The organism is Chromobacterium fluminis (genome assembly GCF_011602385.1).
Taxonomy (GTDB): Bacteria; Pseudomonadota; Gammaproteobacteria; order Burkholderiales; family Chromobacteriaceae; genus Chromobacterium; species Chromobacterium fluminis.
Window position 1 is genome coordinate 1 of the sequence record NZ_JAAOMA010000049.1, and the last position, 22,252, is coordinate 22,252.

The following is a 22,252-nucleotide window of genomic DNA, read 5'->3' on the forward strand; positions in this document are numbered from 1 at the left end:
TGCTGAACCCCTGCGGCGGCACCCAGCATCTCGCCCAACTTGCCGCCGACGCCACCCGCGCCAGCCTTGCCGCCCTCGAGTCCTGGCAGCCGGCCAGCCAACCCGCCCAGGGCGGCGCCGCCGATCCACTTCGCCGCACCGCCCACAATGCGCTTGGCAGCCACCAGCCCCACCGCGCCAGCGGCCACCCCGCCCAGCGCGGCCAGCTGCGGATGCTCTTTAGCCAGCGCGCCGCCCAGTTGCAGCACGGTGGAGGCAAAACTGGCTGCGGCATCCGTTGCCGGACGCACCGCATTACCGACTTGAACCATGGCCGCGTTAAAATCCGCCGCCACCGCCTCCCACTTGGAATTGCTCAATTCATCGCGGGACTTCTTATCGTCGGCCAGCTTTTTACCGCCGTCGGTGGACTGAATCTTGCCCAGGTCTTCTTTGATCTGGCCGCCATATTTGATCTGCGCCAGCGCGCCCATGCGCGCTTGCTGGTCCGTCATGATGTCGGCTAGGCCGGCCATTTTCATGTACGCGTCCAGCGCCTCGTTTTCTTCGGCCTTGTTCTTGCTGTCACGAATCTTGGCTTTGACCTGCTCCATCTTCTTGCGCTTGCCAGGGTCTTTGTCCGACTGCATGCGCTCAGTCAGGGTGATGAACGCGTCTATTGGGTTGTAGCCCTTCTTGATGTACGCCTTCATCGAGCCTTGCAAGTCAATGCCGGCATCGGAGAACTTCTTGTCCGTATCCGGCGCGGTAATCTTGGCCAGCAGGTTTTTGAAGTTGTTGGCGGCGCTGTCCGGGTCTCCGGTCAGCTTGACTTGGGCTTGCAAGCTGGCGGCGATATAGCGCACCGCCGCCGGGCCATCGAACCCTAACGCTCCCGTTGTCGCCAGCAATTCCGGCATAAACTTGGCCATCTTGTCGGACTCGAATGCGCCGATATCGCCGGCTACGGCCACCTCACCCATGGACTTGCGCATCTGCTCCGGCTTGACGCCATTCTGGCCAAACGCATAGATCAGCTTGGCAGCGTCGGTTGGGTCCATTTTCTGCCCTCGGATCAACTCCGCCAGCAGCTTGCCATGGCCCAGGGCTTCACCGGAGTCCATGCCCTGCGTCACCAGGCCGTTAATGGCCTGCGCCAGCTGGGCCGGGTCCATGCGCGCGCCCTGGCTCCGGCTATCCCCAACAGCCAAAGCCATGATGGCGTCGGCCATCTTGCCTTCGTCGGCCTTGCCGGCGATGCCGGCCTTGATCGCAATATCGCGAATCTCCGCCTGAAAGTCGCCGCTGATTTTGGTCGGGATCGCGGTAGCGCCCACCACCCCGGCGCCGGCCGTCATACCCAGCCGCACCCCGCTTTGCAGGTTCTCGCGCCCGGCTGTCTTCCACTGCATCGCCTTTTCGGTCTGTTGCAGCTTTCGCATGGCGCGATCCAGATCGCCAACATGGACACCCATATCCTTCAACTTACGGATATTGGCGTCCAGCGACTGGCGCAAGGGACTGGCGGCGCTGGTCGTCTTCTTGACCGCGTCGCCCAATAGCAGCGTCTGGCGGCTGGCATCGCCCACCGCCCCGGCAGTGTCCTTCAACGCCGCTCGAGTCTGCTGCAACTCCTGCCGTTTGCCTTCATACGCCTGCTTGGCGCGCGCCGCCGCGGCCTTGGCCTTCTCCAGTTCGGCGGACAAACCTTGCTCCGCCGCGCTGGCTTGCTTGGCCGTGGCAATGTCTTGCTTTTTGGATGCGGCCGCCGCCCTGGCTTCTTTACTGGCCGTGGCCGCCGCCTCGGCTTGCTGCTTGAGCGCCAACACTTCCATTTGGCTGACATTCGCCCCCGCGCGCGCATCCTGCCAGGCGGCCCGCTTGACCTCGGCCAGACCGGCGGCGCGCCTCGCCGTCTCTTGCAAGGCTCTGTGCTCCGCCTCTAGCGCCGGCACCGCCTCGGCCCGCCCCATGGATTCGCGCTTGGCCTCGGCCAATTTGCGCGCCAACTCGGAGACGTTGCCGGTGGCGGACTTCCAATCGCCTTCCAGGCCCGCCACCTCGCCGCGCAGCTTGCGCACCCCTTCCAGCCCAATCCGGCGGCTGGCGGCATCCGCCGCCGCCACTTCGCGCTGCAAGCGCTGGGTCTCACCGATCAGCGCCTTAAGCCCCGAGGTGTTGCCGGCGGACTTCTGCAACTCATCGAATGATTGCTTGGTCTTCCCCACCGCCTGGCCGAGGCTTGCAGAAACTGCGCCGCCGATTACAATGCCTACAGCAATATCATTACTCATCGGGAATTCCTACATCATGGATGCAAAGAAAATCATTGATTGGGCAGCATGGATTATCGTGCTCATCCCCGCGCCCATCGGGGCGTACATCAATGTACGAGACAACGGCTTCAGCTTGGCCAATGCCGGATGGGGCGCGCTGGGCGCGGTGCTGGTCAGCAGCTTTTCCATTGTTGCCATCGCCGGCTTTTTCTTCCTGATTTACAAAATCTTCCGGCCCAGCAATTAATCCAGCCAGTCGTCCAGTTCATCAACCCTGAGCGCATCGATCACCGACGGCGGCCAGCCATAACGCTTGGCCAGCTCACGCCGTACCGCCTTCCATTCCGAAAGCCCCCACTTAACGGTTTCACTCTTCGCTAGATAGCCGAAGGTAGGCTTTCGTTAATTTGCCATAGTCGCGCTTCAGCACCTGGCGAAGGTCGTCCGGCGCACCGCCCAGCAAGCTGGCCAAGATGTGCAACTCGAACTTGGCGTCATCGCCGCCCGCCAGTTGGCGCGCGTCCAGTTCATCGCCCACCGTCGGCGCTCGCATGGTCAGCGTGTTGACCTTCACGCCGTTCAGTTCAATGGCTTTCGACAGCTTGATGGTTTCCGGCTTGATTTCAATCATCGTTGTACCCCTTTAAATGACAACACCCCGCACAAAGCGGGGCGTTGAGTTAATACCGTACCGGCTCAAATACCCAGCGCGGCGCGCTCGGCGGCCAGTTCGTCCTTGCCATCGATGACGCGGATATTGTTGAGCGGGTCGATCTCGAACACCACCGCGCCATCCGCTGCCAGCTTGTAAAAGTCCAGACTGATGTTGTACTTGGTTTCGTTTTTCTTGCCCGGCTCCCACGTCCCCATATCGACTTCCGTCAGCAGGCCGCGGATATCCACCTCCACCCCCACCACCTTGCCGCGGCGGTCGGTAAATGCACCGCGGAAAGTGCCATTAAAGCCACCACCATCCGCCAACCCGAAATAGGACAGGGACTCACGGTCAAAGCCGGTCAGGGTAAAACCGCCCTCCAGCTTCTCCAAGCCCACCGCCATATCCACTTCCGCATCCGTACCGCCGCCGCGGTGCGACTCGGTCTTGCGCTTGAGCTTGGGCAGTTGCAATTGCGACACTTTGCCGGCGTAACTGCGGCCGGCAATGTGCAAGTTCATGTTCGTCAACGTATCCGGAACCATCGTTTTTCCTTTTCCTTAGGCGGTCAGCACTTCGCCAATCCACTGATTAGTCACTTCCACCAGGAAGTTGGGGTTTTCAGCCGGCGGCACGTCGGTAAAACGAATACGCCAGTAAACCTTGCCCTCCTCCAACTGGGTGGGCGTGTTCAATTCCGGGTCCGGGTACACTTCGAAATTGATTACCGCCCCCATGGCCTTCAAGTCGCGCATGAACGCGGCCAACCCGTCGGACACGTCTTTGACGTAGGTCTTGGTAATGCCGCGGTCAACCGCCCACTGGTGGCCCGCCAAGATGGCGTCCATCACCATGTCGCATGTCCGGACGCGCGTGACAAACGACCACTTCGGATCAGACGACAAGGTGCGGTTGCCCCACAGCCGGAAACCGCCCTCGCGGATGATGGTGGAGATGGATTCCCGGTTCAGCAGGTTAGCGCGGCAAGTCGGATCGCCGTACAGGTATTCCACCGCGCGGCCCGTTCCGAGGACGTCGGCAAATGCGGTATTGGATGGACTGCACCAGAAGCCGCCATTGCCGCTGCCCTGCTCGCCGTCCTTGGCCGCGAACAAGCCCGCCGTGGCGGCGGAGGCCGGCAACAGCATTTCCTTGCTGGTCAGGTTGTCCCAAACCTTGATGCCGCCCGCATCCACCATATACAGGCGCTTGCTGCCGAAGTTCTTCGCGTACTTGATGGCGTCGTCGTCGGTCGTGTCCGGGCCGTCGATGACGGCGACAGCGCGTAGCTTGCCGGCCAGGCTGTCCATGGCAGCGGCCACCGGCTGCTTGGCCGAATGCCCCGGCGCGACGATCAGACGCGGATGCAAGCCGAACTCGGACTTGCCATTGAGCAGGGCTTGCAAGCCAGTGCGGGCGCCGCTGGCGGCCTCGCCGCCGATCACCGCGCTGATGCGCTCCCCTTCGCTGGACTTTTCGTCCACCCCCACCGCCACGATGGCCGCCGAAGTCTTGGCGAAGATGGTTTTCATCTGCTGGAAGATGCGGCTACCTTCGCCATAAGCGGCGGAAGCCTCGCGCAGGTTGGTTATCTTGCGGGCCTGATTGGGCTGGGCCAGGCCAGCGCCGGGCTTGAACTCATCCACCAGGCCGATAATGGACGAAGACGGCAACGCGATAGTCCGGGGGCCAGTATCTACCAACGTCACAGTGACGCCATGGTACAAATCAGGTTTCGCCATTTCATTTCCTTTGGGCGTAAAAAAACCCGCTTACGCGGGGCAGAGTTTTATGTAATCGCAATTCAGGGCGCTGTCGGCCACTCTATTGCGGCAGGGTAGCCAGGTTGCTGGGGGACTCTGGACAACATCACGCGGTAACGCTTCCAGCTTTTCATGGCAGCCAATTCCGCCGGCGTAGCCATTTCAAGTTCTACCGCATCCTCAAGCGGAACAATTGCGGCATCGGCCACCGCCCGGCGACTGGCGGTTTCAGCCTCCACCGTCAACGCTTGCGCGGCTCTCTGTGCCACCGCATCTATTTGCCAGCCACGCCCTACCCAGATCGCGAAGGACGGAGGCTCCAGTTCGGTCGCCTGTAAACTATCCGGCGTATCGCCTATCTTCGCCGTCACCGGCTGCGCGCTGGCTTGACTCCACAGCTTGATAGTGCGGAAATCAGCCGCCAACTGCCAGCCATTATCACGATAAACCGCCACTTGTTTGTCACCGGCCGGAGGCGGCTCTTGCTCCGTGGCATGAGCCGGAATCAGCCATGTTTCCTCCACATCTAGCGGGGAGAGGTTTGCCGTTGTGATGCCTAGAAATTCCCCCGTATCAGGGTGATACGCATAAACCGATTTCTGCTTATTCATATCTATTCTCACGTTTTAATGCACGCCAAAAGCGCGATGTTTCGAGGCCGGGTTTCACTACCGCCCGCCGCCGAGGTTGCCCCGCCGCTCTGATAGAATGGCCCATCGGCATCGCCCGCAATGCCGATACCACCAGACGCCCAGGCACCATTCAATGCATGACTGTGGGACTGGAAGGAATCGGCTTGAGCCGAACCCAAAACCCTGCCGCTATCGACATTACGGCCTCCATCCCATCCTCGAATGAACTCACCGCGCAAATCAGGAAGATTGAATGTTGTAGTGCCATTCCCAGCACCGTAACGAGTTCCAATCGCTGCAAACAAATTGGCATAGCTCGTGCGAGAAACCGCAGAACCATCAGCGAACAACCAACCCGCTGGCGCGCTGCTCATCGCGAAATAGGCGACAGCCCCAGCTGATGCGGTACCTGCGGCAAAATCCGCTTTGGTGACACCATCAACAATGCCGTAACCCGCCAATGTCGTAGACTTATCAGCCTTAGACGCAGGGTCAAAATTGTCAGAATGCCAAAACGCGCGCCACGGCGACCAGGCTAAACCATCCGTCCTATTGCGCCAGCGCACCGATCCATCATATGAGTACTCAGTCTGAACCACCCCCACACTGCCGCCACCATCATGAACAACAACGGTTCGAGTTGCCCCCTGATACGACACCTGCCACACACCGAAAGAGAGGAGGCCATCCAACTGGTCAACAGTAACCGTACCGCGATACATCATCACATCTGCTGCCCGCGCAGCATCCTTGATGCCATATCCCACCAAAGTGTCCGGCTTGCCCCGTCCAATTTTCGACCAGTCCAGCACCGGAATATCATCTGCTGCCAGCTGCCGGCCAGAGGTAGCCCTCCCCTTTTTATCCACGGTGAGAACCGGATAAGTACCGGCATCCACGCCGGAATCCGCCAGCGTCATCGCCGCACTGACGTTGCCCGCGCCGTCAAACTGAACGAACCAACTACCGTCACCGATCATCGCGATTTTGCGCGGGCTGCTCAGCTTGTTGGCGTTCTCAACGGCCAGCGCGCCGGATACCGCGTCGTCCAGACGCTTCTTAAGCAGGGCCGTACGGTTGGTCAACGCCTGAATCGGCATGTTGTCCGGGCAGTCCGGCCCGCCGGTCAGCACCGCGTCTTCCGCAAAATAGGGAACACGCGCCCACTCTTCCTTGTCGTTCAGATACCCCATAATCTTCCTTTCACACTTGACCCCGCGAAAACACACCGTCGCGCTTGCCGTAGCCGTTACGCGTCAGCGCCGCGCGGCTGAAGTCCAACGCGACCAGCCGGCAACGACTGGCCGCAATGCCTTCCAGCATCGTGCGCGCGATCTTGGCTTGCTGGTTGGTCAGCAGGCTGTAACAGATGACGCGGTATTCTGCCCAGTGCGCTCCGCGCAGCCCGCGCCGGTTGTACGCCTCTCGGCGCCGTTTGCCATCACGGCGATAGCCGCTGCGCCCTTCCTCTATATCCACCTCGCCCAAACCCAGGTCGCGGAACACCTGACGAACAGCGGCCACCGTTCCCTTGCGTTGATGCACTCGGAGAGACGAACGAATCAAAGCCCGTTGCCGCTCCTCGTTACTGGCCGCGTTAAAATCGTCCACGCTCCAGGCCCACGCCAACCAGGGCAGCAGATGGGCCGGACAACGCTCACTGTCCGCCACCATGCGCAACCCCTCGGCATCCACGCCCAGTTCACCGGCATCCGCCAACGCCACTTCCAGCGGCGTTTTATTCGGGGGCAACAACTTGCTCATCATCGCAGCTGCCCCCCATCACACAGCGGGTATTCCCCTATCTGGCAACGAACATCTTCAAGCGGCGCATGGATCACCACCCGATCCACCCCAGGACAATGCAAGGCGGCATCAATAGCAGAGCGCGGCACCAGGGCACCGATGCGGCGGCGCTCTGCCAGCATGGCGTTCAAGCGTTCTCGCGCGGCCTCCAAGCCGCCGCTGGCCTGCTTGCCGCCGTCCTGCCATTCAATAGTCGCATCCACCTGAAACCGCAGCGGTCGCGCCGGCAGAACTTCCACGGTGTCGCAAATGGGGCGCACGTTTTCATCGTTCAACGCCGCAGCGACCACAGCCAGCACGTCGGCTCCGGCCACACCGTCCCCACGGCGATCCAGCAACCACACACGCACGGTTCCCGGAGGCGGAGGAGCCGGCCCGGTGGAGCTCGCCCCCTCCACAGCCACATCCAACACTTCGCCGCTCGCGCTCAAAGCGTGAAATTTATACGCCCCGGACGGACCCGCCACGCTCATCCCTTCCAATGCCATCTGGCAGCGGTAACGCAAGCGCTCGTCATCTTCCCAAAGCGGCTCCACCGGCGGCGTTGCTTCGGCATCGCCTCCATGGATCAGCAAGCGACTTACCCCAAAGTCCGCCGCGCGGTTGTCCAAGTCCGCCTTTTCCGCATACGCCAACATGCTGGCGCGGGCGGCGTCATTGGCGCGGGCGATACTCATCATTTCGTCATAGGCGGCCAACTCCAGCAACTTCACCGCCGCGTCCGATTCCAACACGGCGGTGTACTCCGGATAGAGGGTCTTGAATCGCTCCAGCTTGGCCGCGTAGATATCCTCAAAATCCACCTCCACCAGCAGGTCTGGCGGCGGCAACTTGGACAGATCGATCATGCGTTCACCTCCAGAATCCGGGCCTCGCCTTGGTAGTCGCACTCAACCACAAAGCCAAAGCGTCCATCTATCACCGACACCAAGCGCACCCGCTTAAGCTTGATACGCGGCTCCCAGCGCGCCAGCGAACGCGCGGCCTCGGCCTGTACCGCCGCCACCCACCCCGCATGTCCGGGCTGGTCCACCATCCGCGGCAGCTTGCTACCGTATTCCAAGCGACGGCGCCGGCTCCCTATCGGGGTACTCAGGATGTCCGCTATCGACTGCCTCAAGTGGTCCAGCCCGTCCAGCGGCCGGCCGGTATGGCGGCACATGCCCAACATGGCTTATTCCTCGCGCGTAAATTCCGGGTGTTGCTCCAGATACTGGATGATGGCTGGCTCGCTGGTCGTGACCGCGAACCCCTCCACCGCCACAGCCACGCCATCCGGCGTAATCAAGGTACGGCTTTTAAAAGCTTGGTCCCTGAACTTCACCTCGCCCCCCGCTTTACCACCCTTTACAGGCTTTGCATCCATTTCATTCCCTCCAAGTTTCGCTATTGCGCCGGCCCAGTAAGGGCACCGTCGCCCTGCTCCATATGCCCATGCGACTGCAAGCTGACGTCGCCGGCCCGCACATCGCCCGCAGCGGTAACGGAGCCGCCGAAGCTGGCATTGCCGCCACCGCCCGCCCCTTGCTGCAACCCGCCGCCGATCTTGAGATTGCCCACTACCTCGACCTCGGGCGCATCCAGCTTGATCGACGGCGCCGTAACAGTCACCGCGCCGCCGCTGCGGATATTGATCACATCGGCGTTTTCGACCGACACCACCTTGCTACCCGCCACTCTCCACGCGCCGGCGGCGTGGTCGTACTCCGCCACCGCGCCGTCCGGCATCTGCCAGCCGATGACATCCGGCCGGCCGTCGCCATCAAAGGCCGAGGTGTAATAGCCCACCAGCGCGAACCCTTGCGCCGGGTCGCCGCTGGGGTTGAGCAAAACCGCCTGCTCCCCCGGACTCGGCGGCCGCCAATGCCGAGCGGCGCCAGCGGCCACCGCAAACCACGGCACCCAGTCCGACACCCAGCCGTCCGACTCCACCCGCACCCGCGGCGGCGACATCTGCACCGCGGCCACACTGCCAGCCATCAGTACATTGGCAACCTGGCGGTCCAGTTCCGACAGTTCAAAGCTCATGGGCCGACGACCTCCGCCACACCAGGACCGGACACATTGCCAACGCCTGTCGGTGCGAAGGGGAAAATCAGCTCGCCGGGCTCGCCCACGTCGATTTCATGCACCCATTCAATCAACCAGACCAGATAGCCTTCCAGCTGCGGTTTAAACCCGTCCGGCCCCACTTGCCGCAGCCGGGCCGGCGTTAGCGGCTGGCCGAAGTTTTTCGCGCGGTACACTTCCAGCGCCACCCGCGCCGCCATCTGGGGCGCGTCGAACTCTGCCCCGGCCAGCGCCGGGTCCAGCACCAACCGCGCTTGGATGGTTGCCACCAACGCCAACTGGTCCGCGCCCATATCGCGCCCCGGCTCGAACTCGGACAACTCCAACGCCAGCATGGGCAGCGGCAACGTGTCGCTCTCCATGTCCGGGTAAAACCCCACCCGCACACCTGGCAGCGCCTGCGCCAGGTGCTGTTCGATGGCGCTTTGCAAGCTCTTGATCATTGGGTTGCCTTTCTGATTTCCCAGCGGATTTCTTGCTCCAGAATCTCCAGCAAGCGTTGCCGGGATTCCTCCGCAACTTCACGGAACACCGATTCCGCCGCGGCGTCCCATTCCACCTTGACCTTTTCGTATGCCTCACGCCGTTGCGTGACCCAATACTCCCTAGCCCTCGGGCCCTTGGGCACAACTCGGACCAACTTGCCTTGAACCGTCGCCAGCAATTTTTCTTTAGGTCCGTTGACCACCACCTTCCGCTTAACCGTCATCCAGCGCCCGGTGCGACGGTAGACGCCACCGGGATCGCGGTAGCGCATCACCCAGGCGCCAGGGAAGCGATGCCGCCCCACCGTCACCCCGGCGCGGGTCTGGCGCGCACTGCCCAGCCGGCCGGCTTCAATTGGATTGAGGCCCAGCCAGACCTTGCCGTGCATTTGGGAGCGCAAGAAGAAATACACCCGCTGCTTGATGACTTTCTGCGGAATGCGGGTAGCCGTGCTCAAGCGTTTGGCCACATGCACCCGCACCCAGTTTCCGGTTTTGCGCAAGGCGCGGCGCCAGGCGTTTTGAAAGGCGGCGTCGCTCAGCCCTTGATAAAGCGCCTGAAGCGGCTGGATATCAATTTCGTTCTTCAAGCGGAGCATGCCGCCCTCCTTTACACCAGACGTCCGGCCAGGCCGGCGGCGGCCTTGGCGTTGTTGCCGCCCTTGCCGCGCAGGATGATGGCCGTCAGGCCGGAACCGTCAGGCTGCAAATCCAGCACCTCGAACTCCCCGTGTTTGCCCACCGTCAGCACATCGCCTTCCCGCACCCTTGCCGCCACATTGTCGCGGACAGTGAAGTGAGGTTCGCGAATGTGGGTTTTCATGCCGCCCAGCGACGGGGCTAGCCAGGGGGCATAGAACATGCCCGCCAGCTTTTTACCCTCCAGCCAGGCGCTATCGGTCAGCACATCAAACACGGTGTCGTCCATGCTGGCGATCAGTTCGCCCCAGGCGCTCACGGCGTCAGGCGGATTACCGCCCCCGGCTTGGTGCAGAGGTTGAGTGGGTTGGACTGGGATTCCAGGTCCACGCCCTTGCCATGGGGCAGGATTTCCTGACTGGTGTAGTACGGCAGACCGATAGTGCCCACCGCGTCCACATGGTCGGCCGGCGCGAAGCGGGTGATGAACAGGCCGCCCGAGCTTTCCGGGTAGGCGTAAGCCTCATCCTCGCCAACAAAAGCCACGCCGCCCACTTTGCCGCGGTAGCGCTCCCAGACAATACCGCCGAACTCCACCGCCTCGCGCGGATCGCCCCGCAACGCTGCGGCCAAGGCGGCATCGCGCGCGGCGTCGGAGAACGCCTTGTTGGCCATCAGCTTGCCCCAGTACACACGGCCGCACATCGCGCGGGCGCCGTTATAGGGCTCGGCGCCCATGACCTCGTCCATCGCGTCAAACACTTCCAGGCACTTGGCGCGCAGCGTGTCCTTGGCCAGGTCCATCACCACAGTTCTCTGCTCGATGCCGAAGGCGTTGTACACATCCAGCAGCACACGCCGGCCATCCGAATCCAACACCTTGCCGCACAGCGCGCCCACACGATGGAATTCAATGGTGGCATCCAGTTGCTTGCGGTGTTTCTTCTGGCGCTTAGCCACCAGCGACTCCACCGACTCCAGTTCAGTTTCGCTGCCGAAGGCGCGCAGATTGGTAACTTCATCCGCTTTGATCACGGAACGCGCCGGCAAGTGAATGGTATTGAACGGCAGCAGGACTCGGCGATCTCCGGCGACGTTTTGCCCCGGCACACCGCGTTCGCCGGCGGCGATCAAGGCCAGCGTTTCGCCGTCCTTCTCCACTTGAACCGTCGTGGTAGTGACGCCCTCCTCGTCGAACAGGCCGAGGTCGCCCAGTCGCGACGGCTGCGCCGGCATGTCGTTGATGGTGGCGGTCAGCGAAGCCAGGGAAAACGCGTCGTCTTCAAAAATGTCAATCGCGGGCATGGAATGCTCCTAAACAAGAAGCCCCGCACTTGGCGGGGCTTTGGGGTATCAAGGGGGAACGGCTTAGCGCATGACGATGAATTGCGCCGCCAGCGCGGCGGCGGCGGCATCGTCCAGGCCGGTCAGCTGCGACGCCACCGCCTCGGACAGCCTCGCCACCATGGCGGCCGGCGCCGGCTCCAGGCGCTCGGACTCCGGCGCGTACAGGATGCCAGCCGCTTTCTTGAGGTCGGCATTTGCCGGGTCGTATTTGTCGTGCTCCTTGGTCTTGGCGTTGAAGGCCAGCACCTGGCCGGCGGGGAATGCCGAGCCCGCTGCCAACACGATTTTTTCCATGCTGATGCCGCCATTGCCGACAGAAAGAAGGAACTCGCCCGCGCGCAGCGCTTGGACTTTGCTTTTGCTCATAGATCACCTCAACGAGAGTTTGCCGGCTGGCGTTTGGCCGCGCGGCGGTTTGCATACACATCAACGGGATTCGGCCCTTTTTTCGGCGCAACCCCGGCCTCTTCCGGCAACCGGTTGTCCAGTTCTTCCCCGGCGTTCGCCACCAGCTTGTCAAACAGACGGGCGCGGGCGGCATCGGCACTCATGCCGCTGGCGATCAGGCTGGCGCTCATCTCCGGCAACTTGGCGACTTTACAGAGGTCGCGGACGGCAACCATATTGGCCACGCCGTCCCTGACCGCCTTTTCGCTGGCCAGGGCGGTATGCGTCATCACGCTTTCAACCGCCTGGCCGTCCAGGCCCGCCGCATTGCACAGCTGTGCGGCCAGCTTGGCCAGCGCCGCCACCGCGGGCGCGTCGCTCGCCGGCTGCGGCGCGGGCGTCGGCTCTACCACCGGCTCGGGATCAACCACCGGCTTGGCGGGCTCGATGGGCGCATTCTTGGCGGACACACTGGCCAACCAGGGCGCCGGCACATTTTGCAGACGCCCCAGGCTGGCCAGCCGGCCGGCGCTGGCTTGCATCGCCACCCCGCCCAGCACCTCATCCACCAGGCCCAGCGCCAGCGCTTCTTGCGCACTGAGCCAGGTAGTCTCGTCCATCATGTCGGACAGCTCTTGCTCACCCATGCCCGGCGCTTTGTTGCGGTAGCAGGCAATCAAGTTGGCTTTTGACTTGTCCAGCATGTCCGCCATGTTGCGCAGGTCTTCCGCCTCGCCGCCTGCCCACAACCACGGGTTATGAATCATCAGCATGGTGTTGTCCGGCATCACCAGACGCGCCGCGCCGCAGGCGATCACGCTGGCGATGCTGGCGGCCACGCCGTCAACGCGCACCGTCAGGCGGTTGCCGAGACGGCGGAAGAAGTTGTGGATGGCCAGGCCGTCGAACACATCGCCGCCCAGGCTGTTGATGCCCACATGGATTTCGCGCTGGCCGTCGTCGGCTTCGCGCAGTTCGCGCAGGAAGTCCGCCGCGCGGATGCCCCAGTTGCCGATGCCGTCGTAAAGCTCGACCTCCAGCGGCTGGGCCGTGGCGCCTTCCGCCGGGGCGGCGTTCTTGATGCGGAACCAGCTGTCGCCGTCGGGATGCGCTGACGGCGTGGCCATGTTGTAAATGCGATAAGGTCGGTTCATATCTTGTCCTCGATGACTTCGCCTTGGTCGTCCCGCTGTCGCGGGTCGGTGTCGTATGTAAGCCCCATGCGGTCGGCACGAGCGTTGTCTTCCATGTTTTCCCGGTCTATCGTGTCCGGGTCTGAGCCGCGCTTCAGTTGGATCTCGGAACGGGAGGTAAAACCGGCCCGCACCGCCATCTTGTCCGACTGCACGTCCTGTACCGGATGCGTGTAGGCCCAGCCCTGCGGCACCCAGCGCGCGCGCAGATACGGCCGCGGGTTGCTGGCGAAGTCCGGCAAGGGGATGGCGCCGGACAACCAGGCCATGGTGACAAAGCGCTGATATACCGGCCGGCAGAATTGATGCACGAAAATCCCATGAACGCGCTGCTCCACCCGGCGGCGGAACTCATTCAGGATGATGCGGATAATGCGGTCGCTGACGCCGCGCAAATCACCGGACAGCAGTTCAAACGGCAGCCCGGCGCCAACAGCCACCGCTGACAGTTGCTGCCGCATGAACTCGGCGTAGTTGTTGCCGGCGTCCGGCGGGTCGCTGAATAACACATCCTCATCCGGTCCCAGTTCCTGCATGGTTCCCGGCTCCAACCCCACCAGCGGCGAATAACCCGCATCGGCCGCGCGCCCCCCCTCTGTCGGGTAGGGCGATTGCGACGGGGTTTTGCGGATGAAGCCGGCAAACAGATTGGCCACCTCCTGGCGGAACAACACCGCGTCGTCAAACTCGTCCAGTGTCTTGAGCCGCAGCAGCACCGGGGCCAGCAGCGGAACGCCGCGCAGCTGGCCGGCGCGCGTGGGCTCGTGCAGGTGCAACACTTCATCCGCCGGCACACGGACCAACTCGTTATAACTGGGGTCCGTTGAGCCCTCGCCAGGGTGGCGCTTGTACATCCAGTACGCTACCCGCTGCGTTCCTTCGAACTCGATGCCCTGGCGAATGGGGTTATTGGTGCCCGGTGCCCGGCCATTCTTGGTATGCGGCACAAACTCGGGCTCCAGCAACTGGACTTGCAAGGGCACGGCAAGGCCATCACTCAACGGGCGCACCCGCAAACGGGCGAACACTTCGCCGCCGCCAAAGAAGGTATGCCCCGCCAAAGCCTGCTGGCCGTAAAAATCCAACTGGCCGTCCGCGTCGCTCTCCTCGGTGAAATCCCCCCACAGTTCGCGCAGCGCGCTGCGGATGGTTTCGTCCTTGTGCGTCGGTTTGGGAACAATGCCGGTGCCGATGTGATTCGAGACCTGCTTATCAATCACGGTGAAGGCGTAGGGATCATTTCGGATAGCGTGCCGGCTGCGGTTGCGCAGCGTTTGCAAGCCATTGCTGCTAGTGGCCGCCGGGCCGGCGCCGCTGGCCTTCCAGTTACTGGCTCGGCGGCCTTGCCCGGCGCCCTCGTAGCTGTTTTTCAGCCGCGTAGGCAGCAGGAAGCCGCGCGCGCCCAAGGCGGGGTAGCTCATTAGACCCCCTTGCCCGCGTGGAAGAAGCGGACAAAATTAGGGCCGGTGCGCCCGGCCTGCTTGTTCAGATCGCGGATGATGGTTTCCCGCAGCCGGCTGAGCTCGTCCACGCTGCGGTACTCCACGCGCCGGTCCTGATACTGGACAACGCGTTCCCCGCGCGCCAGGGCCGTTTCGATGGCCTGCAATTGCTCTTGGGTAAATGCCATATCAACGCCGTTTCAAATAGCCAGACCGCGCTTGTCGGCGCGGCTGTTGGGGTCTAGATGCGACAAACCCCGCCGGGGCGGGGTCTGCACTTGGGGTACTGCTGGACGCTTGGTCCGGTTCTGCGCCTGGCGGCGGCTCATCAAACAGTCCGGTTTGGGCATAGCGCATTTGCAGCTTTTCCCAATCGGCCGGCGAATACTTATGCAGCCCCATGTAATGGGCCATGGCCAGGTTGTAAACGCTCATATCCAGGATTTCGTTACGACGCCGCCCAGGGTTAACCCACTCCTCAACCCTGCGCCCCTTCACAAAGCGCACCAGCTTGCGTTCCGCCGTCAACTGCTCATAGAAGTCATCCGGCAAGTCCTTGCTGAAGTGCTGGGCGCCAGGGCCGTCCAGCAGTTTGAAGCGGTTGTAAATCCAGTCCTTGGCGGTGTCCGTACCAATATTCCACATTTCGGCGCCACCTTTTTCGATCTGGCCGCGCCAGTTGACATCGACCTTGCTCGCCACTGCGGCAATGACAGGCCGGTTTGGCTTGTTCGCGCCCTTGACCGCAAAGACATTGCGCCAGCGCCGAACGCGGCAGAACTGGTAAACCTCTTGCGTGTAGCCGCCGCCGGAATCGACGGCCACCGCGGCTATCTTCATCCGCTGGCCGTTGGGGTGAATGAACTCCGCCTTCAAGGCTTCGTCCAGCGCCGCCCAGGTGGCGTCGTCGGCTGGATCGCCCATGATCACCTGACGGTCTATCACCCAGTTTTCCAGCCCTAAGCCCCAGCCTTTTATCAGCAACTCCAGGCGGTTGTTTTGAGTGTCGGCCGCCGCGGTCAGCATCAGCACGCCCTTGGGAATGCTGCGCAGCGCGTAGGCTTCCGCGCGGGCCATCAGCTCGCTACCCTTAGTCATTTCCTGCGCGTTGCTCCAGACCTTGGCGAGGCGGGTGTTATAGAAAACTTGCATCGAGCTAGGATCACCCGCTTTCAGCTTGATGCTCGCCTTATCGTGCTGGCTCAGCAACTTCGCCCAGCTCAGCCAACCCAACGGGCTATAGAGTGCGTTGATGCAGTAGGACACGGTTTCACCGTCGCCTTTAGCGGTAGCCACCCACACACCACCGGCCAGCATCGCCGTCTTGTAGTGTTCTTCGATCAGCGCACCGCAATGCGCACAAGCATAGACAGCCGCATTTGGATCATTCGGCGAGCGCCGCAGGTTTTCGAACTCCAGCACCTGGCGCTCTGCACAATGCGGACAGGCAACTTTGTAGTAACGCTGGTCGCCATCTAGGAACAACTTGTGAATCCGGCTCGCCTCTTCCACCGTGGGCGAGCTGGAATAGTAGATCTTAGCGTTGCGGCCAAACGTGGTCGTCCGCGCCTCGGCTAGCTCGACTGGGTCGCCCTCGCCACCGACATCGCCATCCCAACGGTCCACCTCATCGCCATAGAGATAGCGTACGGAGACTTCCGCCAGGTTGGCGGCGCTGCCCGCCGTGGTGATAAACAGCGAACCACCGGGAAATTGCTTGGTGTCCATCGTGTTGCGGCTGTCGCGCGAACGGGCCGGCGGCACCTTGGCGCGCAGCTCCGGGACACAGTCAATGTTCTTTTCGATCCGATCAGACAGCCGCTTGGCCACACTTAGCGAGGGCTCAAGCGCCAGGATATTGCCCGGTGCCATATGGATCAGCGAGCACATCCAGTTGAGCGCCACTTGCGTCTTGAGCATCTGCGAAGCGCCCATCACCACCACGCGGCGGCACGGATCTTCCGGCGACAGCTTGCGCAAGACCTCCCGCGCATACGGCGTCCGCTCTACGCGGTACTTGCCAGGCTCGGCCGCGCCGGCTTCAGGGCTGATGCGCTGGAACTCTTCCGACCAGTCATCGACCCATAGCGCCGGGTCTGGCGTCATCCCGGCGCGCCAACCCGCCATGTAGGCGGCGTGTCCGTCTGCATACATGGCGGTTACTCCTAGTCACTCGTCAGGCTTTCATCGCCTTCTTCAATTCGTCCTCCCCTAGCCGGGTCGCATCGGTCAACACCTGGCGCAGGCGATCCGCCAAATAGCGCTCGATCTCCCAAGAGTCCGTCATGTTCGCCAGCTCATTGGCGATTTGCGGCGGAAGACCCAACAGCGAGTCACGCATCAGGCGCCCACCGCGGAATGCCGCAGCCTCGACAGCCTGGCGCTCCACCGTGTTCCCACAAGAACGCTCGTACTCGGCCTTGATCGTCAGCGCCGAGTAGTATTCTTTTGCCGCCCTGGCGGCCTGAAAATCTATCGCGTCCATCAACGCCGGCGGCGGGCCACCCACAGGCGGAGCCGGCGCAACATCCTGCGGCGGCTCATCGCTATCACTCGCGTATACCTCGCGCTTTATCCGTGCTGCGCGGTGGCGATCAGCCACCCCAGCCTTCGACGGGTCCGCCGTCTTGCCTATCTTGGCCAGCGTAGCTTCCACATCCACTTTCTTGCCATCCGACGCCATCACTAGCCGGCCCTGGCTCGCCAACTTGCTGACATAGCTAGGCGCCCAGCCTTGCGAATCCGCAAATGCTTTCTTGCTCAGGTACGCCATTTTTTCACCTCGAATTCACCTCATTTCACTGCGGTGAAATTTCACTAACTTTCAAGGCCAGCCGCTAGCAAAGCCTTGCGGGTCCACAGCCCCGTACTCGTTGAACCCTGCCAGGGTCCCCCGCGATCCTGCTGGCTACCCGGCCGGACCTCGCCGCCGGACCTCGCAAAAACCGCTCGGCGCCCCACCGGCCACACCCCAAAAAGCCACGCCCCGGCCAGAGACTGGACCGGGGCGCAGGAGAGGCACGCAAAGGAGAAGCACACGCAATCAACAACCAGAAATGCAAAAAGCCCGAGCGGTTAACTCGGGCTTTGGACGCACCTATGGCTGGTGACAGGACGGATTATTTGAAAAATTCGGCCGGCTGTCAAGCGGCAATTGGAAGCTCTCCAGCAAATACTTGCTCGATCACCACTTCCAGTTCGCCCTTGGCCGCAATGAACCAGCCATCCAGCACGGGCGCAACCACCGTTTCGAAGAACCTGCTTGCCGTGGGCGGCGATCCGCCAAACAGCCGCGCAAACTCGCGCCAACTGCCGTCATCGCGCCGCATCCACTTACGCACCAGCCAGGCCCCAGCCTCCGGCCCGAACCGTTCGAACGCTTCCGGACAACTCGCCCTGACGAACGAACACAAGTCCTTCCACACCGGCGGCCCCTGGCGGATATCATCCGCGTGGACCTTGGCCAACATTGCCAGCAGCTGAGCAGGCGGCAACGCCACCAGGGCGTCATTCACCCGCTGCGCCTCAATCCTGCCAGACGCGCCCGAGCCATCCCGCCACCCAGCAGCGCCGCCGCCATACTGCACGGCACCCACGCCGCCGGACTGCAAAAACTCGATAGCCCAGCGCACAACATTCACAACTTCAACAGACATAGTATTCCCCACAGACCGAGCGGGAACCCCTAGCCCGATCAAGCCGGGCTTTATTTGTGCCGTGATTTTATCACGCCTTGCGGGCGCGGTAGTCATCCCAAGGGCAATGCATGATCAAAGCGTTTTCAAACATCCGGCTCACCGCCCGCCGCCCCAGCAACTCTTGCAGCGAAGCTTGATCCTGATTCGAGATAAACACCGTCGGCCGCTGCTCCCCGCTACGCTTGTCAATCACCGAGTTCAGCACCCGCAGCCCCGGCCCCCTCTCGTCCAGAATATCCACCTCATCCAGCACCAGCACGGGGTAAGCGCCGTAGCGCTCCAGCACCCGCGACTCCGATTCGCCGCCGCCGCCCCAGCTTTCACACACCTCCCGCTTGACCTGCTCTGACGTCACATAGCGCGCCCGAATGCCGCAACCTCGAATCAGCGCCAGCACCGCCGCACAAGACATGTGAGTTTTGCCCGTTCCCGTTTTGCCCAATAAAACCGCATTTGAGCAAACCTCCCCACGGCCCACGCCGGCCACCCAGCGCTTAAAGCTTGCGATAACGGCCGCCTGCTCATCGCACACCCTTTCCAACTGGCTGAACGTCGCCACAGCGAACCTACCAGGGACGCCCGCCTGTCGGAGCATGCTCGCCCGCCGTCTCTCGACTTCCTGAAGACGCTCTTTTTCCTCGGTGCACCGCGGGCAAACCGGGCGGCGGCCAGCTGGCGCAATCGCCTCAAACGACCCATGAGCGTCACAATACCCAGGAACAACAGCCAGGCCACGCCGTGCGGCAGCGCGCGGGAAATACTCTACAAACTCACTCAATCCATTCATCCCCGCTCCCAGCCGCTTCCGGCGGCAGATTGCCGGATACTGGCGGCAGCCCATCAAACGCACAGTCCGGAGCCACCCTCACCCAACGATTCCCCTGCCTGGCCGACTTGCCAACACTGGCCGTTGACTTCGCAGTCGGCCGGACGGGCCTTTCCTGCCCTTCCAGCACCGTTTCCAGCACCTGCGCCAGGTAACTGGCGGGAATCCGCCGAGGGGCACGGACATGCTGCCTAGTACGCATTACAGCCAGCTTCAAGATGGCCGGCGTCACCCCTGCCACCACCCAGCCGGGGATATCACCAGATACCCCCAACTTACTGGCCGCCGCCGTAAGCTCGCTCTCGCGAGCGCACGCGCGGGGTATATCTATATCAACAGATATCTCCGATATGTCCGCCTCATGCTTGGCCAAGGCGTCCAGTTCATCAGACCCCGCCACGCCGCCAAACCCTTGCGGCGGCTGACTATTCGGACTCCCGTTCATGTCCGGTTCATCATTCCCGTTCATGTCCCCCTCCTCCTGCGGACGCAATAACACCAAGGGCAGCTTCAAAACCAGTTTCTTGACCTCATGCACGGTTGAAACCCTCTTGGCCAGCCCCTCACGGGCCAACTCGTCCACCAGTGCATCCAATTGCCGGAGCGACGGCTTCCAGGGCGCGCGCTGACTCCCACGCGGCGGAGCAAACTGGATATTGATGGCCAGCTGCGCCCGGCTGACGGCAAACCCTCTACCCACCAGCCCGGTGCGGATATCCACCTCTGGCCGCAGCCCCAGCACATAAAGGCGCATAGCCTCCAGGCTGCACCCGGCCAACGCCCCCTGCTCATCTTCGGATAGCAAAATATTCATTACCCACCCCCACCTCAATTCATTGACCCATATCGCTTGTACATTGCCATCAGACCGATACAATCCCCTTGGCATTTTGCCAATGTCCACAACACTAGGAGCTATCCATGAGTCCACACGATGCAGAGGCCAACGCTCAAACCAACCTCAGAATCATTCTTGCCAACCCCGGCTTTTTCACTGCAATCGGCGCGAAAGCCGACAACCTCAAAACCGGACATGCCCTTGGCTCTTACATCGCTTCTCTCCATAACACCCTCTATCAGCACTACCTAAAGGTGGAAAACACTTCTAATAGGTAACCGACACCACAACGATAGGAGCCCCTCATGAACGACCCCCAGCTTGTCATCAAGGCACTGGAGCAACTCGCCAAAGACCTGAAAGAAGCCCCCACACCTGCGGAGAGGGCAAGCCTTTACAGCGCCGCACGTTGGCTTCTTTCAGACCTTGAAGCCTTCATCAATGAAGACCTGAACGAAGATGGCTACCTCCTTGAAGCTGTCGGCAAAGCGCTATGGGCCTTTGGCGCAATGGCCGGCTATGACGTCAACAACAACCTTAGCCAAAGCGAGCATTGCGTCGCAGCCCTGGCGGCAATAGGCAATATCTCCAGCGTCCTAAACCGCTCGTAGTCATCCCCTAGACCGGAACTTAAGGAGACGGCCTTTCGCGCCGGAAAAGGTGACGTGGTAGTTCAAAACCTTGGATAACCTGCTCCATCGCCTTTACGGCACGATCAGGAGGTAAATAGGTGTAGCTCTCCATCACATGGCCGGCCAAAGGCAATTTCGAGCCATCCCCACCCAGACGGCGCAGCCAAACGCCGTCCGGGTCTACCCTCACCAGCCACAGCGCCACTACCGGGTCTTCCTTGGGCGCCTCAAAACGCTCCAACAACTCGCCGGCACGCTGGTAAGCCACACTTTGGCGAGCGTCAATGCCGCCAGGGTGGAACAAACTATCAGGCTTCTGCATATCCAAAAGCGACTTCAGATCACGCAGGGCCGCCACCACTTCACTACGATTAGGCCAACCATCACTTCCAGTCATTTCCCACCCTTTCCCAAAATGGCCAGCGCCTCATTACGCCCGCCGTTCCTCATCTCCGCCGCCAACTGAGGCACACCCCCACTCAGCGCGCGCTCAACATTCATCCGGTAGCCATCGCCATGAACCAGCGCCAGGCGTCTAATCTCGCGCAGCCGGTGCGCTGTGCCGCCGTGGCTGCCGCGTAGGGCGTTCAGATAAGCGGCGTCCTTGTCCGGGTCGCCGCTCTCCAGCACCCATTCAACCAGCCCGCTATCCGCCACGTCGCCGCGCCTCCTCGGCCCGATCCCGCGCCAGGCCATCCAGCAGCGCTAGTGCGTCGTCCAGCATCCGGCGGCGCTCGTCTTCTTTGAGACGGGACGGCGCATGCCGGAACCGGGCGCGCTGCTGCATCAACCGGCGCTTCTGGAATTCGCGTTGCCCTGACATTTGCTCGCCTCCAGCAGCTGCAAAACCATGGCCTTGGCCTTCGCCATTGCGGCGCCGCCCTCTTCCAGTTCGATCAACGCTTCCTGCAACGCCGCCGGGTTGGTCCGCTCCAGCAACTGGCCGAAGGCGGCGATACCTTCCCCGCTCTCCTTGGCCAGCGAGGCCAGCAGGCAAGACAAGGAGGCTTCCACCGCCGACGTCTTGGCAATCGACACCTCCAGGCCCAGCGGCGCCAGCAGATCAGCGGCGAAGGCCAGGCGCCAGCGCATCGGCAAAGCCCCCATCACCACCGGGACCAGATTGGCCGGCAACAACACATTGGTCTTGCCCACATCATCCAGCCAGCGGCTGATGCGGTCCGCGTTCGAGCGCGCCGCGCGGTACACGTCCCCGCCCTCGCCGGTCTGGAACTCAATGTCCAGCATCGCGTTATAGCGGTTGTCGTAGTAGTGCTTGACGATCTCAATCGCCACCGCCTCAATCGTCAGCCCCTCGCCCTGGCGCCAGGCCAACACCTTTTCCCGCAGCGCGCTAATCAGCGTTTGTTGCGGCACGACACGCAAGCTTTTCATTTAGTCACTCGCTATAGTTACTGCGGCTGCTGGTCACAGCCACACACGGAATAAAAAAGCCGGAGTCAGCCGGCAAAGCTCGCCGGCCCGGTCAGTGGCCGCCGAGGGGGAAAATCAAAAGAGAGAGGACGCAACATGGAAGCGCCACACCACCAATTAGCCACATGCTTGTTCACAACCACTCCTCAT

At 62.1% G+C, this 22,252-nt stretch carries 30 protein-coding genes; 3 read left to right on the plus strand and 27 right to left on the minus strand.

Features of this window, described 5'->3' with window-relative positions; translation table 11 throughout:
• A partial coding sequence (locus HA052_RS22975; RefSeq protein ID WP_166453765.1) for a phage tail tape measure protein occupies positions 1-2,273 on the minus strand: 2,273 nt, incomplete at its 3' end.
• 16 nt (positions 2,274-2,289) lie between these two features.
• Here HA052_RS22975 and HA052_RS22980 point away from each other — a divergent pair.
• Positions 2,290-2,502, plus strand: a complete 213-nt coding sequence (locus tag HA052_RS22980; RefSeq protein ID WP_166453766.1) for a hypothetical protein — start codon at positions 2,290-2,292, stop codon at positions 2,500-2,502.
• 120 nt (positions 2,503-2,622) lie between these two features.
• Here the strand turns inward: HA052_RS22980 and HA052_RS22985 are convergent, their stop codons facing one another.
• From HA052_RS22985 to HA052_RS23095, 23 genes are all read right to left on the minus strand, one after another.
• A complete protein-coding gene (locus HA052_RS22985) occupies positions 2,623-2,886 on the minus strand; it encodes a phage tail assembly protein (protein WP_166453767.1) in 264 nt (87 codons plus the stop codon).
• Positions 2,887-2,951: 65 nt separating this feature from the next.
• Complete coding sequence (locus HA052_RS22990; protein ID WP_166453768.1) at positions 2,952-3,455, minus strand: phage major tail tube protein; 504 nt, start codon at positions 3,453-3,455, stop codon at positions 2,952-2,954.
• Positions 3,456-3,470: 15 nt separating this feature from the next.
• Positions 3,471-4,652 (minus strand): phage tail sheath C-terminal domain-containing protein, encoded by a 1,182-nt coding sequence (locus tag HA052_RS22995; RefSeq protein WP_166453769.1) that lies wholly within the window; start codon positions 4,650-4,652, stop codon positions 3,471-3,473.
• Between the two features lie 62 nt (positions 4,653-4,714).
• A complete protein-coding gene (locus tag HA052_RS23000) occupies positions 4,715-5,284 on the minus strand; it encodes a tail fiber assembly protein (protein ID WP_166453770.1) in 570 nt (189 codons plus the stop codon).
• A gap of 8 nt (positions 5,285-5,292) precedes the next feature.
• Positions 5,293-6,498, minus strand: coding sequence for a tail fiber protein (locus tag HA052_RS23005; protein ID WP_240937527.1), 1,206 nt, complete (start codon positions 6,496-6,498; stop codon positions 5,293-5,295).
• A gap of 10 nt (positions 6,499-6,508) precedes the next feature.
• Positions 6,509-7,057, minus strand: coding sequence for a phage tail protein I (locus HA052_RS23010; protein ID WP_240937528.1), 549 nt, complete (start codon positions 7,055-7,057; stop codon positions 6,509-6,511).
• An 11-nt stretch (positions 7,058-7,068) separates the two neighbouring features.
• On the minus strand, positions 7,069-7,959 hold the full coding sequence (locus HA052_RS23015) for a baseplate assembly protein (RefSeq protein WP_166453772.1): 891 nt from the start codon (positions 7,957-7,959) through the stop codon (positions 7,069-7,071).
• On the minus strand, positions 7,956-8,282 hold the full coding sequence (locus HA052_RS23020) for a GPW/gp25 family protein (RefSeq protein ID WP_166453773.1): 327 nt from the start codon (positions 8,280-8,282) through the stop codon (positions 7,956-7,958). Before HA052_RS23020 ends, HA052_RS23015 begins: the two co-directional genes overlap by 4 nt.
• Positions 8,283-8,285: 3 nt before the next feature.
• A complete protein-coding gene (locus HA052_RS23025) occupies positions 8,286-8,477 on the minus strand; it encodes a hypothetical protein (protein ID WP_166453774.1) in 192 nt (63 codons plus the stop codon).
• A 20-nt stretch (positions 8,478-8,497) separates the two neighbouring features.
• On the minus strand, positions 8,498-9,139 hold the full coding sequence (locus HA052_RS23030; protein WP_166453775.1) for a phage baseplate assembly protein V: 642 nt from the start codon (positions 9,137-9,139) through the stop codon (positions 8,498-8,500).
• Complete coding sequence (locus tag HA052_RS23035; protein ID WP_166453776.1) at positions 9,136-9,624, minus strand: hypothetical protein; 489 nt, start codon at positions 9,622-9,624, stop codon at positions 9,136-9,138. The genes HA052_RS23030 and HA052_RS23035 overlap by 4 nt, the downstream gene beginning before the upstream one ends.
• Positions 9,621-10,265 carry a phage tail protein gene (locus HA052_RS23040; RefSeq protein ID WP_166453777.1) on the minus strand — a complete coding sequence of 215 codons (645 nt, stop codon included), beginning with the start codon at positions 10,263-10,265 and terminating at the stop codon, positions 9,621-9,623. The genes HA052_RS23035 and HA052_RS23040 overlap by 4 nt, the downstream gene beginning before the upstream one ends.
• A gap of 11 nt (positions 10,266-10,276) precedes the next feature.
• Complete coding sequence (locus HA052_RS23045) at positions 10,277-10,624, minus strand: head-tail joining protein (protein WP_166453778.1); 348 nt, start codon at positions 10,622-10,624, stop codon at positions 10,277-10,279.
• Positions 10,621-11,610, minus strand: a complete 990-nt coding sequence (locus HA052_RS23050) for a major capsid protein (protein ID WP_166453779.1) — start codon at positions 11,608-11,610, stop codon at positions 10,621-10,623. The genes HA052_RS23045 and HA052_RS23050 overlap by 4 nt, the downstream gene beginning before the upstream one ends.
• Positions 11,611-11,673: 63 nt before the next feature.
• Positions 11,674-12,018, minus strand: a complete 345-nt coding sequence (locus HA052_RS23055) for a head decoration protein (RefSeq protein ID WP_166453780.1) — start codon at positions 12,016-12,018, stop codon at positions 11,674-11,676.
• Positions 12,019-12,026: 8 nt separating this feature from the next.
• Complete coding sequence (locus HA052_RS23060) at positions 12,027-13,193, minus strand: head maturation protease, ClpP-related (protein ID WP_166453781.1); 1,167 nt, start codon at positions 13,191-13,193, stop codon at positions 12,027-12,029.
• Positions 13,190-14,653 carry a phage portal protein gene (locus tag HA052_RS23065; RefSeq protein WP_166453782.1) on the minus strand — a complete coding sequence of 488 codons (1,464 nt, stop codon included), beginning with the start codon at positions 14,651-14,653 and terminating at the stop codon, positions 13,190-13,192. The genes HA052_RS23060 and HA052_RS23065 overlap by 4 nt, the downstream gene beginning before the upstream one ends.
• A complete protein-coding gene (locus HA052_RS23070; RefSeq protein ID WP_081556845.1) occupies positions 14,653-14,862 on the minus strand; it encodes a phage head-tail joining protein in 210 nt (69 codons plus the stop codon). Before HA052_RS23070 ends, HA052_RS23065 begins: the two co-directional genes overlap by 1 nt.
• A gap of 1 nt (position 14,863) precedes the next feature.
• The gene (locus HA052_RS23075; RefSeq protein WP_166453783.1) at positions 14,864-16,828 is read right to left on the minus strand and encodes a phage terminase large subunit family protein; all 1,965 of its coding nucleotides are present in this window, start codon (positions 16,826-16,828) and stop codon (positions 14,864-14,866) included.
• A 22-nt stretch (positions 16,829-16,850) separates the two neighbouring features.
• A complete protein-coding gene (locus tag HA052_RS23080; RefSeq protein ID WP_166453784.1) occupies positions 16,851-17,447 on the minus strand; it encodes a terminase small subunit in 597 nt (198 codons plus the stop codon).
• 370 nt (positions 17,448-17,817) lie between these two features.
• Entirely contained in the window at positions 17,818-18,330 is a 513-nt protein-coding gene (locus tag HA052_RS23085; RefSeq protein WP_166453785.1) for a hypothetical protein, read from the minus strand.
• 70 nt (positions 18,331-18,400) lie between these two features.
• The gene (locus HA052_RS23090) at positions 18,401-19,213 is read right to left on the minus strand and encodes an ATP-binding protein (protein ID WP_346774583.1); all 813 of its coding nucleotides are present in this window, start codon (positions 19,211-19,213) and stop codon (positions 18,401-18,403) included.
• Positions 19,143-20,012 (minus strand): hypothetical protein, encoded by an 870-nt coding sequence (locus tag HA052_RS23095; protein ID WP_166453787.1) that lies wholly within the window; start codon positions 20,010-20,012, stop codon positions 19,143-19,145. The genes HA052_RS23090 and HA052_RS23095 overlap by 71 nt, the downstream gene beginning before the upstream one ends.
• Positions 20,013-20,119: 107 nt before the next feature.
• On the opposite strand from HA052_RS23095, the gene HA052_RS23100 reads away from it, so the two are divergent.
• Together HA052_RS23100 and HA052_RS23105 are read left to right on the plus strand one after the other, a co-directional pair.
• A complete protein-coding gene (locus HA052_RS23100) occupies positions 20,120-20,314 on the plus strand; it encodes a hypothetical protein (RefSeq protein WP_166453788.1) in 195 nt (64 codons plus the stop codon).
• Between the two features lie 27 nt (positions 20,315-20,341).
• Entirely contained in the window at positions 20,342-20,647 is a 306-nt protein-coding gene (locus HA052_RS23105; protein WP_166453789.1) for a hypothetical protein, read from the plus strand.
• 19 nt (positions 20,648-20,666) lie between these two features.
• Here the strand turns inward: HA052_RS23105 and HA052_RS23110 are convergent, their stop codons facing one another.
• From HA052_RS23110 to HA052_RS23120, 3 genes are all read right to left on the minus strand, one after another.
• The gene (locus HA052_RS23110; RefSeq protein WP_166453790.1) at positions 20,667-21,065 is read right to left on the minus strand and encodes a hypothetical protein; all 399 of its coding nucleotides are present in this window, start codon (positions 21,063-21,065) and stop codon (positions 20,667-20,669) included.
• Positions 21,062-21,325, minus strand: a complete 264-nt coding sequence (locus tag HA052_RS23115; RefSeq protein ID WP_166453791.1) for a hypothetical protein — start codon at positions 21,323-21,325, stop codon at positions 21,062-21,064. The genes HA052_RS23110 and HA052_RS23115 overlap by 4 nt, the downstream gene beginning before the upstream one ends.
• Before the next feature lie 129 nt (positions 21,326-21,454).
• Positions 21,455-22,063, minus strand: coding sequence for a toxin YdaT family protein (locus tag HA052_RS23120; RefSeq protein WP_166453792.1), 609 nt, complete (start codon positions 22,061-22,063; stop codon positions 21,455-21,457).
• Positions 22,064-22,252: the final 189 nt, after the last annotated feature.

Coding starts and splice junctions, on each gene's coding strand:
- HA052_RS22980 (WP_166453766.1), top strand. CDS start 2,290: ATGGATGCAAAGAAAATCATTGATTGGGCAGCATGGATTATCGTGCTC.
- HA052_RS22985 (WP_166453767.1), bottom strand. CDS start 2,886: ATGATTGAAATCAAGCCGGAAACCATCAAGCTGTCGAAAGCCATTGAA.
- HA052_RS22990 (WP_166453768.1), bottom strand. CDS start 3,455: ATGGTTCCGGATACGTTGACGAACATGAACTTGCACATTGCCGGCCGC.
- HA052_RS22995 (WP_166453769.1), bottom strand. CDS start 4,652: ATGGCGAAACCTGATTTGTACCATGGCGTCACTGTGACGTTGGTAGAT.
- HA052_RS23000 (WP_166453770.1), bottom strand. CDS start 5,284: ATGAATAAGCAGAAATCGGTTTATGCGTATCACCCTGATACGGGGGAA.
- HA052_RS23005 (WP_240937527.1), bottom strand. CDS start 6,498: ATGGGGTATCTGAACGACAAGGAAGAGTGGGCGCGTGTTCCCTATTTT.
- HA052_RS23015 (WP_166453772.1), bottom strand. CDS start 7,959: ATGATCGATCTGTCCAAGTTGCCGCCGCCAGACCTGCTGGTGGAGGTG.
- HA052_RS23020 (WP_166453773.1), bottom strand. CDS start 8,282: ATGTTGGGCATGTGCCGCCATACCGGCCGGCCGCTGGACGGGCTGGAC.
- HA052_RS23025 (WP_166453774.1), bottom strand. CDS start 8,477: ATGGATGCAAAGCCTGTAAAGGGTGGTAAAGCGGGGGGCGAGGTGAAG.
- HA052_RS23030 (WP_166453775.1), bottom strand. CDS start 9,139: ATGAGCTTTGAACTGTCGGAACTGGACCGCCAGGTTGCCAATGTACTG.
- HA052_RS23035 (WP_166453776.1), bottom strand. CDS start 9,624: ATGATCAAGAGCTTGCAAAGCGCCATCGAACAGCACCTGGCGCAGGCG.
- HA052_RS23040 (WP_166453777.1), bottom strand. CDS start 10,265: ATGCTCCGCTTGAAGAACGAAATTGATATCCAGCCGCTTCAGGCGCTT.
- HA052_RS23050 (WP_166453779.1), bottom strand. CDS start 11,610: ATGCCCGCGATTGACATTTTTGAAGACGACGCGTTTTCCCTGGCTTCG.
- HA052_RS23055 (WP_166453780.1), bottom strand. CDS start 12,018: ATGAGCAAAAGCAAAGTCCAAGCGCTGCGCGCGGGCGAGTTCCTTCTT.
- HA052_RS23060 (WP_166453781.1), bottom strand. CDS start 13,193: ATGAACCGACCTTATCGCATTTACAACATGGCCACGCCGTCAGCGCAT.
- HA052_RS23065 (WP_166453782.1), bottom strand. CDS start 14,653: ATGAGCTACCCCGCCTTGGGCGCGCGCGGCTTCCTGCTGCCTACGCGG.
- HA052_RS23070 (WP_081556845.1), bottom strand. CDS start 14,862: ATGGCATTTACCCAAGAGCAATTGCAGGCCATCGAAACGGCCCTGGCG.
- HA052_RS23075 (WP_166453783.1), bottom strand. CDS start 16,828: ATGTATGCAGACGGACACGCCGCCTACATGGCGGGTTGGCGCGCCGGG.
- HA052_RS23080 (WP_166453784.1), bottom strand. CDS start 17,447: ATGGCGTACCTGAGCAAGAAAGCATTTGCGGATTCGCAAGGCTGGGCG.
- HA052_RS23085 (WP_166453785.1), bottom strand. CDS start 18,330: ATGTCTGTTGAAGTTGTGAATGTTGTGCGCTGGGCTATCGAGTTTTTG.
- HA052_RS23090 (WP_346774583.1), bottom strand. CDS start 19,213: ATGGGCTGCCGCCAGTATCCGGCAATCTGCCGCCGGAAGCGGCTGGGA.
- HA052_RS23095 (WP_166453787.1), bottom strand. CDS start 20,012: ATGAATATTTTGCTATCCGAAGATGAGCAGGGGGCGTTGGCCGGGTGC.
- HA052_RS23100 (WP_166453788.1), top strand. CDS start 20,120: ATGAGTCCACACGATGCAGAGGCCAACGCTCAAACCAACCTCAGAATC.
- HA052_RS23105 (WP_166453789.1), top strand. CDS start 20,342: ATGAACGACCCCCAGCTTGTCATCAAGGCACTGGAGCAACTCGCCAAA.
- HA052_RS23110 (WP_166453790.1), bottom strand. CDS start 21,065: ATGACTGGAAGTGATGGTTGGCCTAATCGTAGTGAAGTGGTGGCGGCC.
- HA052_RS23120 (WP_166453792.1), bottom strand. CDS start 22,063: ATGAAAAGCTTGCGTGTCGTGCCGCAACAAACGCTGATTAGCGCGCTG.